Annotated in this window: 16 protein-coding genes and 1 pseudogene; 4 read left to right on the top strand and 13 right to left on the bottom strand. The window is 53.1% G+C overall.

What is annotated here, in order from left to right; genetic code table 11:
* Positions 1-215 precede the first annotated feature (215 nt).
* Positions 216-1832, bottom strand: coding sequence for a S41 family peptidase (locus QGH09_04560; protein HJO17459.1), 1617 nt, complete (start codon positions 1830-1832; stop codon positions 216-218).
* Positions 1833-2057: 225 nt separating this feature from the next.
* Between QGH09_04560 and QGH09_04565 the strand changes: the two genes are divergently transcribed.
* On the top strand, positions 2058-2384 hold the full coding sequence (locus QGH09_04565) for a TatA/E family twin arginine-targeting protein translocase (protein ID HJO17460.1): 327 nt from the start codon (positions 2058-2060) through the stop codon (positions 2382-2384).
* Positions 2385-2403: 19 nt separating this feature from the next.
* Positions 2404-3228 carry a twin-arginine translocase subunit TatC gene (gene tatC / locus QGH09_04570; GenBank protein ID HJO17461.1) on the top strand — a complete coding sequence of 275 codons (825 nt, stop codon included), beginning with the start codon at positions 2404-2406 and terminating at the stop codon, positions 3226-3228.
* A gap of 24 nt (positions 3229-3252) precedes the next feature.
* On the opposite strand, the gene proS is transcribed toward tatC, so the two are convergent.
* A complete protein-coding gene (gene proS, locus QGH09_04575) occupies positions 3253-4704 on the bottom strand; it encodes a proline--tRNA ligase (protein ID HJO17462.1) in 1452 nt (483 codons plus the stop codon).
* Positions 4705-4892: 188 nt separating this feature from the next.
* Between proS and aroB the strand changes: the two genes are divergently transcribed.
* Positions 4893-5978 (top strand): 3-dehydroquinate synthase, encoded by a 1086-nt coding sequence (gene aroB, locus QGH09_04580; protein ID HJO17463.1) that lies wholly within the window; start codon positions 4893-4895, stop codon positions 5976-5978.
* Positions 5979-6022: 44 nt separating this feature from the next.
* Here the strand turns inward: aroB and QGH09_04585 are convergent, their stop codons facing one another.
* The 3 genes from QGH09_04585 to QGH09_04595 form a co-directional block, all read right to left on the bottom strand.
* Positions 6023-7228, bottom strand: a complete 1206-nt coding sequence (locus QGH09_04585) for a vitamin K epoxide reductase family protein (protein ID HJO17464.1) — start codon at positions 7226-7228, stop codon at positions 6023-6025.
* Between the two features lie 16 nt (positions 7229-7244).
* Positions 7245-7763: a type II secretion system protein gene (locus tag QGH09_04590; protein HJO17465.1), complete on the bottom strand. Its 519-nt coding sequence runs from the start codon at positions 7761-7763 to the stop codon at positions 7245-7247.
* A 134-nt stretch (positions 7764-7897) separates the two neighbouring features.
* Complete coding sequence (locus QGH09_04595) at positions 7898-8449, bottom strand: arginine decarboxylase, pyruvoyl-dependent (GenBank protein HJO17466.1); 552 nt, start codon at positions 8447-8449, stop codon at positions 7898-7900.
* 145 nt (positions 8450-8594) lie between these two features.
* Between QGH09_04595 and fusA the strand changes: the two genes are divergently transcribed.
* Complete coding sequence (gene fusA, locus QGH09_04600) at positions 8595-10757, top strand: elongation factor G (GenBank protein HJO17467.1); 2163 nt, start codon at positions 8595-8597, stop codon at positions 10755-10757.
* Positions 10758-10977: 220 nt separating this feature from the next.
* On the opposite strand, the pseudogene rplQ reads toward fusA, so the two are convergent.
* The 8 genes and pseudogenes from rplQ to QGH09_04640 form a co-directional block, all read right to left on the bottom strand.
* Positions 10978-11349: pseudogene (rplQ, locus tag QGH09_04605) on the bottom strand (50S ribosomal protein L17).
* Positions 11350-11395: 46 nt separating this feature from the next.
* A complete protein-coding gene (locus QGH09_04610) occupies positions 11396-12409 on the bottom strand; it encodes a DNA-directed RNA polymerase subunit alpha (protein HJO17468.1) in 1014 nt (337 codons plus the stop codon).
* Positions 12410-12463: 54 nt separating this feature from the next.
* Complete coding sequence (rpsD, locus tag QGH09_04615) at positions 12464-13093, bottom strand: 30S ribosomal protein S4 (GenBank protein HJO17469.1); 630 nt, start codon at positions 13091-13093, stop codon at positions 12464-12466.
* A gap of 44 nt (positions 13094-13137) precedes the next feature.
* Positions 13138-13581: a 30S ribosomal protein S11 gene (gene rpsK, locus QGH09_04620; protein ID HJO17470.1), complete on the bottom strand. Its 444-nt coding sequence runs from the start codon at positions 13579-13581 to the stop codon at positions 13138-13140.
* Positions 13582-13599: 18 nt separating this feature from the next.
* A complete protein-coding gene (gene rpsM, locus QGH09_04625) occupies positions 13600-13974 on the bottom strand; it encodes a 30S ribosomal protein S13 (GenBank protein HJO17471.1) in 375 nt (124 codons plus the stop codon).
* Between the two features lie 52 nt (positions 13975-14026).
* Positions 14027-14140 carry a 50S ribosomal protein L36 gene (gene rpmJ / locus QGH09_04630; GenBank protein ID HJO17472.1) on the bottom strand — a complete coding sequence of 38 codons (114 nt, stop codon included), beginning with the start codon at positions 14138-14140 and terminating at the stop codon, positions 14027-14029.
* Positions 14141-14150: 10 nt separating this feature from the next.
* Positions 14151-14924 (bottom strand): type I methionyl aminopeptidase, encoded by a 774-nt coding sequence (map, locus tag QGH09_04635; protein HJO17473.1) that lies wholly within the window; start codon positions 14922-14924, stop codon positions 14151-14153.
* Positions 14925-14943: 19 nt separating this feature from the next.
* A complete protein-coding gene (locus QGH09_04640; protein HJO17474.1) occupies positions 14944-15603 on the bottom strand; it encodes an adenylate kinase in 660 nt (219 codons plus the stop codon).
* Between the last annotated feature and the right edge of the window lie 6 nt (positions 15604-15609).

Consider the following 15609-nt stretch of genomic DNA (forward strand, 5'->3'; position numbering starts at 1 on the left):
AGCGCCCCCTAAGGAAACGCCACCCGATTCCACGGGTTACTAGACGCCCGTCCCCCGCCCACTCATACCCTACGGCAGAGAGCCTCGATGCTGCACGGGCACGACGGGAGTGTACCAAGGGGCTAGGCCTTGGGGCAAGCTGAATTTTCGCCACTAAATATAGTATCTGGAGCCAGGACGCCAGCCCACGGAAGGACCGTGGCATCGCCCGGCCACTAATGGATGGACTGGCCTGCCACAGACAGTTGCGTCAGTGCCTCTGCATCAGCAAACAGGCTCATTGCGAACGTCGCCTGCGGATCAATCTCGACTAAATGCCGCCTCGCATCACCAACGCCAAAGAGGTCTAAGTCGATGTAATACCTGATCATGGCCCTCACAAATGCCTCGTCCTCAACCAGTTCCTCGTCATCAATCGCTATCCGTCTCTGGGTCACAAAATCCATGAAATCAGACAGCATTTCGTCTGTAACCTCAAAATCTCTGTCAACGTTGATGCGGTCCTGACCTTGTTCAGTGATTCGCGTATCCCCAGCCGCCGAATACCTCTGAGCGTAGTCAGAAAACGCCTGTCGCGTGAACAAGCGGCGACCCAAAGGGGTGGGGTCGAACCCTTCAAGGGGCCCGGCCATAAATCGATCTGGTTCGATACCACCACCACTGAAAACATGTCGACCTGAATCGGTGTACTTTAGGTCAGTGATTGAATGGTCGCGCTCCCTTTCCTGGTCCTGCAAGGAATAGTTCAGATACTCGTCGAATGTGCCATCCCAAGGTCGTTGGATCAACCGACCACTTGGGGTGTAGTAACGAGCTGTTGTAAGAGCCAATCCAGCACCTTGGCTTACCTGGTAGATCGACTGCACGAGCGCTTTCCCGAAAGTGGTCTCCCCGACAATGAGACCTCGATCATGATCCTGAATGGCCCCCGCAACGATCTCCGAAGCACTGGCACTGTTACGATTCACTAGAACGATCAGAGTGAGAACGGCAAAATCACTGTCCTCTCTAGCATAATAATCTTGATCTGCGTTCTGTACTCGCCCCCTCGTGTAGACGATCATGTCACCGCGTGGAAGAAATCGGTTCGCAACACGAATAGCTTGATCGAGTGGCCCACCGGGATTGTCACGGAGATCTAGAAGTAGTTGCTGCATCCCCTGTGTAGCCAATTCCTCAAGGGCCACACCTAAATCACGATCGGTGGTCTCGGAAAAGTCTCGTAGACGGATATAACCTGTCGACTCACTAACCATGAATGCACCAAGAATCGTTTGGATATTGATCTCGTCGCGCATCACTTCAAGAGGTATCAGGACGTCGTAGCCAAGACGGCGAATGGCGATATTAACCACTGAACCCTTAGGGCCTCGGAGGCTTCTTACCGCCTGGTCACTGGTCCAGCCTTTCGCGGACTCACCTTCAATCTCGGCGATCACATCGCCGCGCCTGATGCCCTTCATATAGGCTGGCGACCCCTCGAACAACGCGATAACTTTAATATCACCGTTTATTACTTGAATCGTAATGCCAAGACCATAATAGCGCCCCTCTTGACGCTCTCGCATCTGTGAATAGGTACGCGGGTCCATGAAGCTCGAGTGCGGATCGAGTGTTTGCAGCATCCCATTGATCGCACTGTAAATCAGTCGATCAGTGTCGACCTCGTCAACGTAGTTAGTTTCGATTACCGCAAGGGCATTGGAGAAGGCCTTATACTGCTCCGCCACTTGATCCTGCGTCGCCAACACCCGGCCGCCAAACAGACCGCCAGCAAGCGCAGAAACAACTACGACCATCACTAGCACCGGAAGCGACCGTATAATCCGCATGCTTGGGATCGTACTAAAATAAGCTCATATCTCGCAATGAGTTCCGAACATGGCCGTGTCGAGCCTAGCTTGACCGGATCTGAGCACGTTCCTATAATGCGAGTGGTATGTTTTTACGCGCTGACAGTTCAATCACGAACTGATTGCCGCGCTGCGCATCGTCCCGGGGACGTGGATTGTCCGACCGAAGCGACCCAAAATGAAGGGTTTAAGGAGCGCTAGAACATGTTTGGCTCAATTGGAATGCCCGAACTCATTATCATCTTCGTTATCGCCTTGATCATCTTCGGTCCACGAAAATTGCCGGAACTGGGTCGATCGCTGGGCAAAAGTATCGGTGAGTTCAAGCGCGCATCAAACGACCTGCGTAATACACTGGAAGAGGAAATTCGGGTCGAGGATACCCGCGCACCAGAGCCAAAGAAATCAGAAACGCCGATTCCAGCTCCCGAGGAAGCGCAAGCTTCCTCAGCCGCCGCGCCCGAGCCAGCATCCGTACCGGCCGACACGAACGCGGCTTCAGAACAGAGCCCGTCAAAATCGGGCGTCTGATTGTCCCTGACGGAACTCGATGTCGTCGGAGTCAGAAAAAGACCCGCATCCCGCACCCGTCCAACCGCAATCGCTTGAGGGCCCTCAGCTCGCTGACGACGAGGGAAGCTCGGCTGGCGGTCGGATGTCATTTCTAGAGCATCTAGACGAGCTTCGGAAGCGGCTCGTCTATGCGGTCTACGGCATTCTCGGCGGCTTCGTTGTTGCGTTTGCATTTATCAAGTTCATCTTTGAATTCATCATGGTGCCGCTTCAGGAGGCACTGCCGCCTGGCGGGAAACTCATATACACAGAGCCTGGAGAAGCTTTCTTTCTCTGGATGAAGATGGCGGCGCTCGCCGGTCTCCTACTGGCAATGCCGATCCTCGTGTCCCAGATCTGGCTATTCATTGCACCCGGCCTCTACCCGCGTGAAAAGAAGTGGGCGATCCCGTTTGTTGTATTCACTTCGATCTTCTTCCTCGGAGGCGCGCTGTTCTCGCACTTTGTAGTGTTCCGATTAGCCTGGAGCTTCTTCGCAGGATTCTCGACCGACTACATGGACTTCATGCCAAAAATCGCTCCGGTGTTTTCTCTCTACGTCAAGATGATGCTGGCAATGGGGATCGTGTTCCAACTACCAACGCTCGTGTTCTTCCTCGCGAAGCTTGGACTCGTTACGCCAAAGTTTCTAATCAAGAATACAAAGTATGCAATCCTGATTATCTTCATCATTGCAGCTGTTCTGACACCGTCCGCCGATCCAGTGACGCAAACTGCTATGGCCGCGCCAATGATGGTCCTATATGGGATCAGCATCGGCATCGCGTGGGTCTTCCAGAAGGGCCAGCCCGACGACGATTAATACGGAAGTCTCGTTGAGTGGAAGTCAGTAGGACTTGGCAAAGTATGCCTGTTCTCGTGCCGGAGCTTCGCAGCGAACACAGGTTACGGAGGCTTCCAAACCACTCATGGGTAGGTTCCGAATGGTCGCCTGAGTTTCAGCCTTGATGGCGGCCTCGCAGATCGTTTCCCCACACCACGGCGAAATAACGAATCCCGGCCGGCCCGCCATAATCTTCTTAAATTCCTCATACGACGTCGTCCTGACCGTATATTCCTCACGGAACCGACACGCACGGTCGAACAACTCCTGCTGAATCTCGCTGAGAAGCGTCTGAACCCCGGAGACAACCTCTTTACGAGCAAAAGCCACCTTATTACGGTTATCACGGCGAACCGACAGGACCTGTGATTTTTCTATATCCTTCGGTCCGACTTCGAGGCGCACTGGCACCCCTTTAAGTTCCCATTCGGCGAACTTCCACCCCGGCGTATACGAGTCACGAGCATCCAAAGTTACCCGAACGCCTGCCGCATTGAGTTCGTCGCGAACCGATTCAGCGTAAGGCAAGATGGTTTCCTGCCAGTTACCACGCAAGATCGGCACGATGACAACTTGATAAGGTGCGATTCTAGGCGGCAAAATCAACCCAGAATCGTCGCCGTGCATCATGATCACGCCACCAACGAGACGCGTTGACATTCCCCACGAGGTCTGCCACACGTGCTGCACTGACTTGTCCCGCGCCTGAAATGTAATATCGAACACTTTGGCAAAGTTTTGGCCCAAATGATGGGAGGTGCCTGCCTGGAGAGCACGTGCGTCACCCATAAGTGCCTCAATCGAGTAGGTGTGCACCGCTCCAGCGAACTTTTCACTTTCACTCTTGCGGCCTTCAATCACGGGCATCGCAAGTTCCTGTTCAGCGAAATCCTTGTAGACTCCCAACATACGGAGTGCTTCCTCTTCCGCTTCTTGCTCCGTCTCATGGGCGGTGTGTCCCTCCTGCCAGAGGAATTCCGTGGTTCGTAAAAACGGCCGTGTTACCTTTTCCCACCGAACCACGTTCGCCCATTGATTAATTAGGATCGGCAGGTCACGCCACGATTGGATCCACTTAGCGTACATCATGCCGATTATTGCTTCGGAAGTCGGGCGGATGACCAGTCGCTCTTCTAACTCCTCATCACCACCTCGGGTCACCCAAGCCACCTGTGGCGCAAAACCCTCAACGTGAGCCGCTTCTTTACGTAGCAAACTCTCGGGAATGAATAAAGGGAAATACGCGTTAACGTGGCCGGTGGCCTTGAATCGACGATCCAGCGCCTGCTGCATCAACTCCCAGATTGCGTAACCGTACGGCCGGATGATCATGCATCCTTTAACTGGTGAGTAATCTGCGAGCTCAGCCCGCTTCACAACGTCGAGATACCATCTGGAAAAATCCTTCGACCTTGGTGTGATTTCCGTAACAAAAGCGATCTTCTTGTCCGCCATCGAGCCGCCGCCTCACTCTTCCTAAACGTGTCGGATTGCGAATAATAAATTAATAGCGCAGCCCGACTACATCTGCCCATCCGGTGACGTATCGTAAGACGCGCTCAGGTCACCGAGTGGGACGCACGAAAACTCCAAATTACTGCTATCCTACCATCTGATCCCTAGTCGAAGGATTTCTTCCACCGATGAAACCGACTTGCATCAACATAACCTCTGGCACACACACATACCCGATTCATATCGCGACCGGCCTGACATCGCGTCTTTCATCGCTAGTTGACCAGACAGCGCCAAAAGGCAGGCGATTCATCGTCTCTAACTCCACCATCTGGCGGATTCACGGACAATCTATTAGCACCGCACTTCCTGATGCAGAACTTATTCTGATTCCTGACGGCGAACGCTTCAAAACACTACATACAGTCAGCCGAATCTATGAATCGTTAATCCACACTGGGGCAGACCGTCAGGCGACCCTAGTAGCGGTCGGCGGTGGCATCGTAGGAGACGTGGCGGGGTTCGCAGCCGCAACGTTTCTTCGAGGTATCACTATTCTCCATGTCCCGACCACTCTTCTCGCACAGGTTGACAGTGCGATTGGCGGTAAAGTTGGAGTCAACCACACACTTGGCAAGAATCTGATTGGTGCATTCTACCCGCCGGCGTCAGTACTCATCGATCCCGAACTACTGACCACATTGCCTCGGCGGGAGTTCCGAGCTGGCCTCTATGAAGTCATCAAATACGGGATGATCGCGGACCGTGATCTCTTCGAACGCGTTGAACGCGATCTGTCAGCGCTGTTCGATCATAACCAGATGGCTCTCCAACCGATCATTGCAGAATGTTGTCGAATTAAGAGTTCAATCGTAGAAACAGATGAGCGGGAAGCCGGACTTCGCCGCATATTAAATTTTGGCCATACGGTCGGTCATGCGATCGAGGCAGTAACAAAATACCGTCGCTTCAAACACGGCGAGGCTGTCGGCTACGGCATGTTAGCAGCGGCCGATATCGCAGTACGACGTCGAACACTCGCGCCAGAACCCCGTAAGGCATTGTCAGAGTTAGTTACCAAACTTGGACCTATGCCATCAGTCGCCGACCTCTCCTCAAAGCAGGTCATTGACATGATCAATCGTGATAAGAAGATTAAGGAGGGAAAGTTACACTTTGTCCTGCCGTCGTCGATCGGAACAACGATCGTCGTAGACGACGTAACAACTAGACAGATCAACGCCGCATTGAAACGACTAGGCTTAAGACCCTAACTGGTTGAGTAGACAGTGCAGACATCAACCTGCCTCAAACGATCCTATTGAGTTGTTCCGGCTCGTTCGAGCTCGAAAGCGATCGCCGCATCAAAGTACTGCACCGTTAAGCCACCAGTAATAGCTACACCGTTGATAACGAATGTCGGTGTCGCTTCGACACGAAGACTCACACCAAGTGCAATATCGTCGCGCACCCTCTCAAGTATCGATGAGTACTCGGCTTCAAAGTCATCTACCCCACCGACATCACGAGCAGCGGTTTGAACGCTGCTCGCTGACAAGGTGGCTTGGTGCTCAAAAAGCCAGTCTTCGAGTGCCCCAACCCTTTCCTCGCCACCACGCCCGGCCAGCAGCACCGCAGCGGCAGCCTCACAAGACGCATAGTGTATGCCGTTAGGTGCTGTCTCATTACACTCCGGGTCGAGTGGATAATGCTTGGTCAACAGCTTGACAGCTCCAGGTCGTATGGCCTCGTACTTCGCGAACACTGACTTATAGTTCAGATAGGTCTGCTTGCATGGTGGACACATGTAGTCGTTAAACTTCAAGACAAGAACTTCAGCATCTTCATCTACGATCGGTAATTCCACGCGACGTTGTGAACTCCACCAGCGAATAAACTCCTCCCGCTCGCTAACCGACAAGGTCGCTGGCGCCGTTGTAACCCCCTCTAATTCTGTCGTCGTTCTAAGCCATGCCCCACCCAACACTGACCCAAGAACCAATGAAATCATTAAGGCAAATCCGATCGGAAATCCTCTTAGGACCCGAATATCCTCCACTATTAGGCCTGGCACTTGGGATATCGTCGTCGTTGTGGAGGCCCCCGACACGACGAAAAGTCCTGCAACCGCCACGTATACAGCAACACACAGCATGCAGATAGTCCCTAGGACGACAAACGAGGCGTAGGCTAGATAAAACACAAACGCCAGCGCCACAGTCGACAACAAGAACAGATACGCTGCGAGATGTGCCCTGATTAAAGACGTGCTTCGCCAGGCTGCCAGAATGAGGGCGCCAGCAAACATGAACCACACTAGACCAAGATAGGCAACTGGGACACCGCCGATGCTACCGTATTGGCTAAGGTACACCTGCGTGCAATTGAGTGTGCTGCTAACATCGCAAAAACTGACGTAGGTCGGATCGCTGAATATCCGAGCGTGCACATAAGTAGACGCGACTGAGGCGCCAAACCCAACCAACACGAACACCGCACTTAACCGAAAGGCTGCTAAACTCATAAGAACACCACCATATTCACTGAATCTCGCTCGCTCCACTCGGGACCCCGCTAAACGTCACCTTCATGGGCCCGCTCGATTGATAAACCCTTCCGCTCTGATTCGTACCAAAAACATGATCTCCATCGTTCGTCGGAACAGCGGTTACGAAGTAAGTCGTCACGACCGTGCCAGGCACCGTATCGTTACACGGAGCAGGAACGCCGGGTGCTTCCAAACCAGCAGTTAATGTGATGCTATATGACTTCTTCAGCGAAGGATCGTTTTCAAAATCTTGGCCAAGGAAACCATGGTCGCCACCCGTGGCAGGTGGCGTAGCCAACAAAGCTAAGTTCGGCGCATAGTAGCCGTTAGCGCAGCTAGCTGCATAGCGCGACTGAGCACTGTTAATAGCGTGCAGCAAAGCAACTATGGCCGCCTCACTGCCCGCTACACGAGCACGAAGCCAGCTCGGAACTGAAATGGCTCCAACTATGCCTACAACCGCGATAACGATCAGCAGCTCGACCCAAGAGAAACTATTATTAGCCTTCACTGTCTCCAGTCGATCTTAATATGCTTCATAAAACATCGGCCAGTTGTATTGGTCGGCGCGATAGCATCCAGACGAGAAACCAACTTACCTAAACAACAAGAAGATAGACCGTGAATTGATTAGCGTTGAGAAACTCAGCCAACGAGCACCGCAGCAGCAATCACTGTGGTCCATCGCCCTTGCTTGTCACCAACGGCAGACTGAGTAACGTTTCTAGTGTTGACGATCTGATTGGAGAGCCGGTATACCTCTTTCTTCTCGTCCCAGCTCTTATCAGGATCGAAGTCGAGATCCAGCGCAGTCGCCAGCATCTCGGCAGCCAACTCTTCGGCATAGTCGCCAGCGGTGTCCTCGTTCTCGCCATAGCTATGGTGCTCAGAAAGATAGCCGTGAAGCATCGGGTCTCGTGGAATTGCTAAACCGATCGTAGCAGCTATAAGTCGGTGTGGTTCCCGGGAGGCTGCGTCCGACATGACTACAAAAGTGACCTGCCCAGGCTGAAGCCGCCGCACGCCTTCAGTGCGTGACAAAATCTTACAGCCTGGCGGGAAGATACTCGAGACCCGTACAAGATTGCACGCCGCGATGCCAGCCGACCTCAGCGCCCGCTCAAAAGACGTGAGCTTCTCGCGATGTCTGCCTACACCCTTGGTTAAGAAGATTTCCTTAGGAACGAAACCGAGCACAACGTACCTCACGCCAAACGCCAGATAGACCCACCAACGAACTACCCCCCCCCAAAGCGACCTGCATCGTAGGGAACGCGCGCCGCAGTGTCAAGATGAAATCCTCTCGGACTCCTTCTACTGTCCGACAGCGGAGGCCTGATATATGATGTCCTTTCGGGTTTGGGGCTGGGCTGCCTACCTATGCACACTGGTTAGGTTTGGGTCTCTTGAACGAGGGAGGGTAACCGCAATGAGGGTCTACGACACACCGAGCATTAGGAATGTTGCGATCGTCGGGCATAGTGGCTCCGGAAAGACGCAGCTGACCTCTGCCATGTTGTTTGATGCGGGCATGGTGAACCGCTTGGGGATGGTAGACGAAGGCACCACGGTCACCGACTTTGACGAGGAGGCTATCGAGAGGAAACATACCCTAGCCGCGAGTGCTGCCTACGCTGAGTGGAACAAGACTAAAATCAACGTTCTTGACACCCCAGGGATCGCTAATTTCCTCAGCGAAGCAAGAACTGCAATGGGCGTCAGCGATGCCGCTGTTGTCGTGGTGGACGCTGTCTCAGGAGTTGAAGTACAAACGGAAAAGACCTGGGCTGAGGCACAAGAACTCGGTATTCCTAGAGTGGTCGTACTTAACCACCTTGATCGGGAGCGAGCTAGCTTGACTCGTTCCCTTACGTCGCTTCAGGACGTGCTTGGGCGCACCATCGTGCCAATCCAAGTGCCAATCGGTAGTGAAAAATCGTTCCGGGGAGTCGTCGACCTCGTTGCCATGAGGGCACTCGTGTTCGCCTCAGGCAGCAACGGCAAACCTTCAGTTGAAGACATTCCAGACGATATCGTTGCTTCGGCGAAGACTGCACGAGAGGCTTTGATTGAAATGGTGGCGGAAGCCGATGACAACCTTATGGAGAAGTTCTTCGAGGCTGGAACGCTCACACAAGAAGAACTCGAAGCCGGCCTCCGCACAGCAGTCCTCGCAGGCCAAGTTGCACCTCTAGTGTGCACCTCGGCTACGCTTAATATCGGCGTCGTACCGCTCCTAGATGCTCTCGTAAAATATACTCCATCCCCAGCCGATCGTCCGTTCCCTAGTGCAAACAGTGACAAAGAGTCCGAACAGAAGGTTGCCTCAAGCGAGGGACCAATCGCTGCCTATGTATGGAAGACTATTGCCGATCCGTTCGCCGGACGCATCACAATGTTCCGCGTTGTTTCCGGCACCATTCAAGCTGATGCAACGGTACATAACCTCACAAAGGATTCGGCTGAGCGCTTCGGCAGCTTACTGCTACTCCAAGGCAAGACTCAAACTTCTGTGGATGAACTCCGTGCTGGGGATCTCGGTGCCGTTGCAAAACTAAAAGACACACACACAGGCGATACTCTGGCGGATAAAGGTGACTCGAGCAGGTTTCCACCGTTCACGTTCCCATCTCCAGTATTGTCCTACGCGATCGAACCGAAAAGTCGTGGCGACGAAGAGAAAATCAGCACATCACTGCAACGCCTTAGGGAAGAAGACCCGACAATCGAGTACGGGCGAGACGACCAAACTCAGGAACTCCTGCTCTCGGGCCAGGGGCAGGTACACATTGAGGTTACGGTAGCCAAACTAAAACGTCGTTTTGGCGTCGAGGTGAATCTCAAGCTGCCACGGATTGCGTACCGCGAAACGATTTTGGCTTCAACTGAGGCCCACGGACGCCACAAGAAACAGACTGGCGGTCACGGACAATTCGGTGACTGCAAGATCCGCATGGAACCGTTACCTCGGGGTAGCGATTTCGAGTTCGCTAATGAGATCTTTGGTGGTTCTATCCCGAGACAGTTTGTACCAGCAGTCGAGAAAGGCATCCAGCAGTCACGGATGCGTGGATATCTCGCGGGCTACCCAGTCGTCGATTTTAAGGCAACGGTGTTCGATGGCTCGTTCCACCCAGTAGACTCAAACGAGATGTCGTTCAAGATGGCAGGTTCCTTGGCGTTTAAGGATGCAATGACACGCGCCAAGCCCACACTTCTGGAACCGATCATGAACGTTGAAATCTACTCTCCGAGCGAATTTGCTGGCGATCTAATGGGCGATCTCAATAGTCGACGCGGCCGCATAGGTGGGATGGAGCCTCGCGGCGCAATGACCGCGATTAAAGCTCAGGTCCCAATTGCGGAAATGTTGACCTATGAACAGCAACTCACGTCCGCGACCGGTGGCCGAGGAGCATATCAAATGAAGTTCTCTCACTACGAAGAGGTGCCGGCTCACCTCCACAGTGACATCATCTCAGCAGCAAAGGCCGAAAGCTCATAGAAAACAGCCGGCAACGGCTGACCCAGCAGCCAGATATCAAGGAGACCTTGGGTTTCTCCTAAACCTTTTAGGATTTCTCGGTAGAACCGTCCACGTCACCTTTACCTTGGATTCGTCGCGCGGCAGCTCGGAGCCGCCCTCCAACTCCTTGGCTTGATTTCTGTGAAGTCGTAACTTCAGGTTGCAACGGTTCTGTTGACGCTGGCGAGTACTCGCTACCCACCAGTTCCACTTGCGCCATTTCTGCCTTGTCACCCTGCCGTAACCCGAGCCGAAGGAGACGCGTGTAACCACCTGCCCGCTTCTCGAAGCGTGGCGCAATTCCATCAAACAGCTTACTCACAATCACCTGATCAGCAATGTCACGACGAACGAGTCTTCGTGCATTTACGCCACGCACCACATCGTCACTCGCCAGTCCACGCTTAGCAATCGTAACCAGACGCTCCACGAACGGTCGCAATTCCTTTGCCTTGGACACAGTCGTCTGAATTCGCTCGTGACGCAGCAACGCCTCAGCCTGATTTCTGAGCAATGACTTCCGATGCTCGCTAACCCGTCCCAACTTTCGATGTGCTACTCGATGACGCATATAACCTTCACAGTTCTATGTTGCACGCATTCGTCCACTACGCGCTTCAGACCGCAGGGTCGATTTCAGATTGTGGCTTCGCCTCAGGCTGCGGCACTGTCTGATCGAGCCGCATACCAAGGCTAAGTCCCATGTTTGTAAGGATTTCCTTAATCTCGTTCAAAGACTTCCTTCCGAAGTTTTTAGTCTTAAGCATTTCGGCTTCCGTCTTCTGCACAAGCTCAGAGATCGTACTAATCTCAGCATTCTTCAGGCAGTTGTATGATCGTACCGAGAGCTCCAATTCTTCTACACTCTTCTCGAGGTTCTCGTTTGAGGTCAGTATTGGCTGTTCAACTGAGAGGTCCTGTGCTTGCTCAACTGGATCATCTAGGGAGATAAAGATCTTTAGGTGATCTTGAATCAACTTCGAAGCCAACGACACTGCATCACGCGGCGTAATCGAGCCGTTAGTCCAGACATCCAAAGTTACTTTTTCGTAATCAGTGGTTTGTCCCAGCCGGGCTGCTTCGACAAGGTAATTAACCTTCTTGATCGGCGAGTGGACGGAGTCGATTGGAATCCAGCCGATCCCCAAATCATCATCAAAATTCTTATCGGCCGACACATAACCCCGGTTTTGACGAACCCTCATTTCCATTTGTAATCGGCCACCTTCGCCAATCGTTGCGATGTGAGCATCCGGTTCAAGGATTTCCACATCAGAGTCCGTCTGAATGTCACGGGCTTTTATCTCACCAACCTTCTCCGACGTGAGCGACAGGGTCTTAGGGTGCTCTACATGCATCCGCAGTGGCACCTGCTTAACATTCAGAATAATATCTATCGCATCCTCAACAACACCTGGAATCGGAGAGAACTCGTGTTGTACACCCTCGATCTTTACCGCGACGACCGCTGCGCCTTCGATTGATGAGAGTAATACGCGGCGCACTGCGTTCCCGACAGTAGTGCCGAATCCACGCTCGAATGGCTGCGCAGAAAACCGACCGAATCGGTCAGTCAACGTTTCCCGCTCAAACTCCAAGCGCTTTGGCCGTTGGAAACCTTTCCACAACATCGACATCAGTCCTTTCTCAAATCGTTTCTACCGAATTCTGACGGTTGTCGAGAATTACTTGGAGTAAAGCTCGACTATAAGCTGCTCTTGCACGGGCAGATTAATCTGCTGTCGTGTCGGCAACGACGCAACGCGGCCGGAGAGCTGTTCTGCATCAAACTCGAGCCACTCGGGAATTCCCCGCCCCTTAACTTCCTCCATCGCGTGTTGAATCGACTTACTCTTGGCCTTTGACTCGCGCACGCTCAATACATCACCAACTCCCACCGAGTACGACGGCACATTGACACGGCAGCCATTAATAAAGAAGTGTCCATGACGCACGAGTTGCCTCGCCTGGGGTCGTGAGGTCGCTAATCCGAGCCTGTAGATCACGTTGTCAAATCGACGCTCAAGTAGCTGAAGTAAGGTCTCACCGGTTATGCCCCGATGGCGATCGGCAGACTCAAAATAGCGTCTGAACTGACTTTCTAGTACGCCATAGGTACGCTTCACTTTCTGTTTCTCACGAAGCTGCAAACCGTACCCCATGAGCTTAGCCTTCCGACCCTTGCCGTGGTGACCTGGCGGAACGTTACGCTTTTCAATGGCGCACTTCTCCATATAACACCGCTCGCCCTTTAGAAAGAGCTTCATGCCCTCACGCCGGCAAAGCCGGCAAACCGCACCTGTGTATCGTGCCATGTCGTGTCCTTACCGTCTCATTCCAATAACAATTCCCATAACTGTTAGACCCGCCGACGTTTCTGAGGGCGACAACCATTGTGCGGCACCGGAGTCACATCACGGATCGACCTGACATCCAATCCGATCGTCTGGAGAGCACGAACCGCCGACTCTCTTCCAGCACCAGGCCCCTTTACACGTACTTCAAGCGACCGCATACCCACTCCCTTAGCCGCCTTCCCAGCGGTAATAGCTGCCTGGGTTGCTGCAAACGGAGTGCCCTTGCGCGACCCTTTAAAACCAATACCACCTGCGCTAGACCAAGCGACTACATTACCGTCAGCATCGGTGATCGTAATAATGGTGTTATTGAACGACACTTGAATATGCGCGTGGCCATGCTGCACGACACGCTTCACGCCGCGCTTTTTGAAAGTTTTTTTCCGTTTAACAGACTTTTTCGTCGGTTCTGAAAGTGCACTTTCAATCGCTTCTTTCTTCGCCATGCCTTGAGACCTTTCGCGCTAAACCGTCCTTTTCTTAGCGACCGCACCTTTCCTCGGCCCCTTACGAGTCCGAGCGTTGGTGTGAGTCCGCTGCCCACGTACAGGTAAGTTTCGTCGGTGACGCATTCCCCGATAGCAACCGATTTCCATGAGCCGTTTAATGCTCACAGAGATTTCCTTACGCAGGTCACCCTCAACCTGACCTTGCTCTTCGATCACGCGACTGATCTTACGAACGTCGTCTTCAGAGAGATCCTTGACCCGAACATCGCCACTGACACCAGCCACCTCAAGAATATCAGTTGCCCGTTTTCGGCCGATTCCATAAATAGAAGTCAAACCGATCTCAATCCGTTTCGTTATGGGTAAATCAACGCCTGAAATACGTGCCATCTGTGTCCTTCGCTCTCACGTGCAACCGTTGCACTCCATTGCTACTTCTCGTTCAACCCTGTCGCTGCTTATGTTTCTGATTGCTGCAGACAACCCTAACGACACCTCGTCGCCGAACAATCTTACACTTGGCACACATACGTTTGACAGATGTTCGAACCTTCATTTCCGCTTCCTCACGCTGTTACGGTCTGCGAATCGCCCGGCCTCCGTGTCAAGACTTCTGCGCTGCTTGAGGTTACGGCAACCGTGTGCTCAAAGTGAGCAGACAGGCTACCGTCCCTAGTCACAGCCGTCCACTGATCATCGAGTACGCGTACAGTTGGTTTGCCAATATTCACCATTGGCTCAATTGCCAAAACCATGCCTTCGGCCAGTCTCGGACCTCGACCAGGTTCACCATAGTTCGGAATCTGAGGCTCCTCATGCAACTTCGTGCCGATACCGTGACCTACGAACTCCCGAACCACCGAAAAACCATTGGCTTCTACGTGACATTGAATGGCGTGGCCGATATCCGAAACTCTCGACCCTACTCGCATTCGCTCAATACCAAGATCTAGAGCCTCACGTGTTACCCGTAATAACTGCTTCACCTCGTCCGAAACCGTCCCAATGGCCACCGTCACCGCAGAGTCTCCGTAATAACCATCTAGTAAAACGCCGACATCAAGCGACACGATATCACCTGCCATTAGTTTTCTCGGTGACGGAATCCCGTGAACTACCTCATCATTAATCGAAGCACACAAGCTCGCTGGAAAACCCCGGTAACCTTTGAAAGCCGGCGTAGCACCGGCCTCACGTACACGAGCCTCGACAGTCGCATCCAGTTCGGCCGTGGTAACGCCAGGCGCGGCTATCGTCCGTAACTCATCCAGCACGCTTGCCACAACCTGATTCGCCGCACGCATCCGTATCAGTTCCTCAGGCGATTTGCACACAATCACTCGCCTATCCTCGCATTAGTCACGAGCGGTCCCGCTCCGGCGAACCCTGAAAACGATCAATCGCTTCCTGCACCAATCGCTCGACTACATCCGGCGTTCGACTTCCATCAATCTCAGCGAATGTTCTACGGCCACGATAATAACTCGTCAAAGGTTCCGAGTCGCGAGCGTAAACTTTCAACCGCTCGCGCACAATCGACTCGCGGTCATCGCTTCGTTGCACCAACGCACCACCGCATTTCCCGCACTCAGTTCCCAAATGGTCACCAAAAATTTCCCCGCACTCTCCACAGACACGCCTAGCAGCAAGTCGACGTACCAACTCATCAGAGGAAACAGAAATGTCAAGGACAATCAGTGGATCGCGATCAACCAATATCGTATCCAGCGCTTCAGCCTGAGCTACGGTCCTCGGAAAACCATCTAGCACGAAGCCCTCCAGTGCATCTTCCCTCACCAATCGCTCACGGACAATTCCGATCATCACCTCGTCACTCACCAAGCCACCAGCATCCATGGTTGCCTGCACCGCACGACCAAACTCGGTCTCCAGTTGTGCAGCTTCTCGCAAGATATCGCCCGTCGAAATTCTTGGCACATTTCGCACTTCCCCTAGTTGCGAAGCCTGCGTACCCTTCCCTGCCCCTGGTGGTCCGAGCATTGCAATGTTAAGCTGCATCCCATC

It is taken from the genome of Vicinamibacterales bacterium, assembly GCA_036012125.1.
In the GTDB taxonomy this organism is placed as follows: domain Bacteria; phylum Acidobacteriota; class Vicinamibacteria; order Vicinamibacterales; family UBA823; genus UBA11600.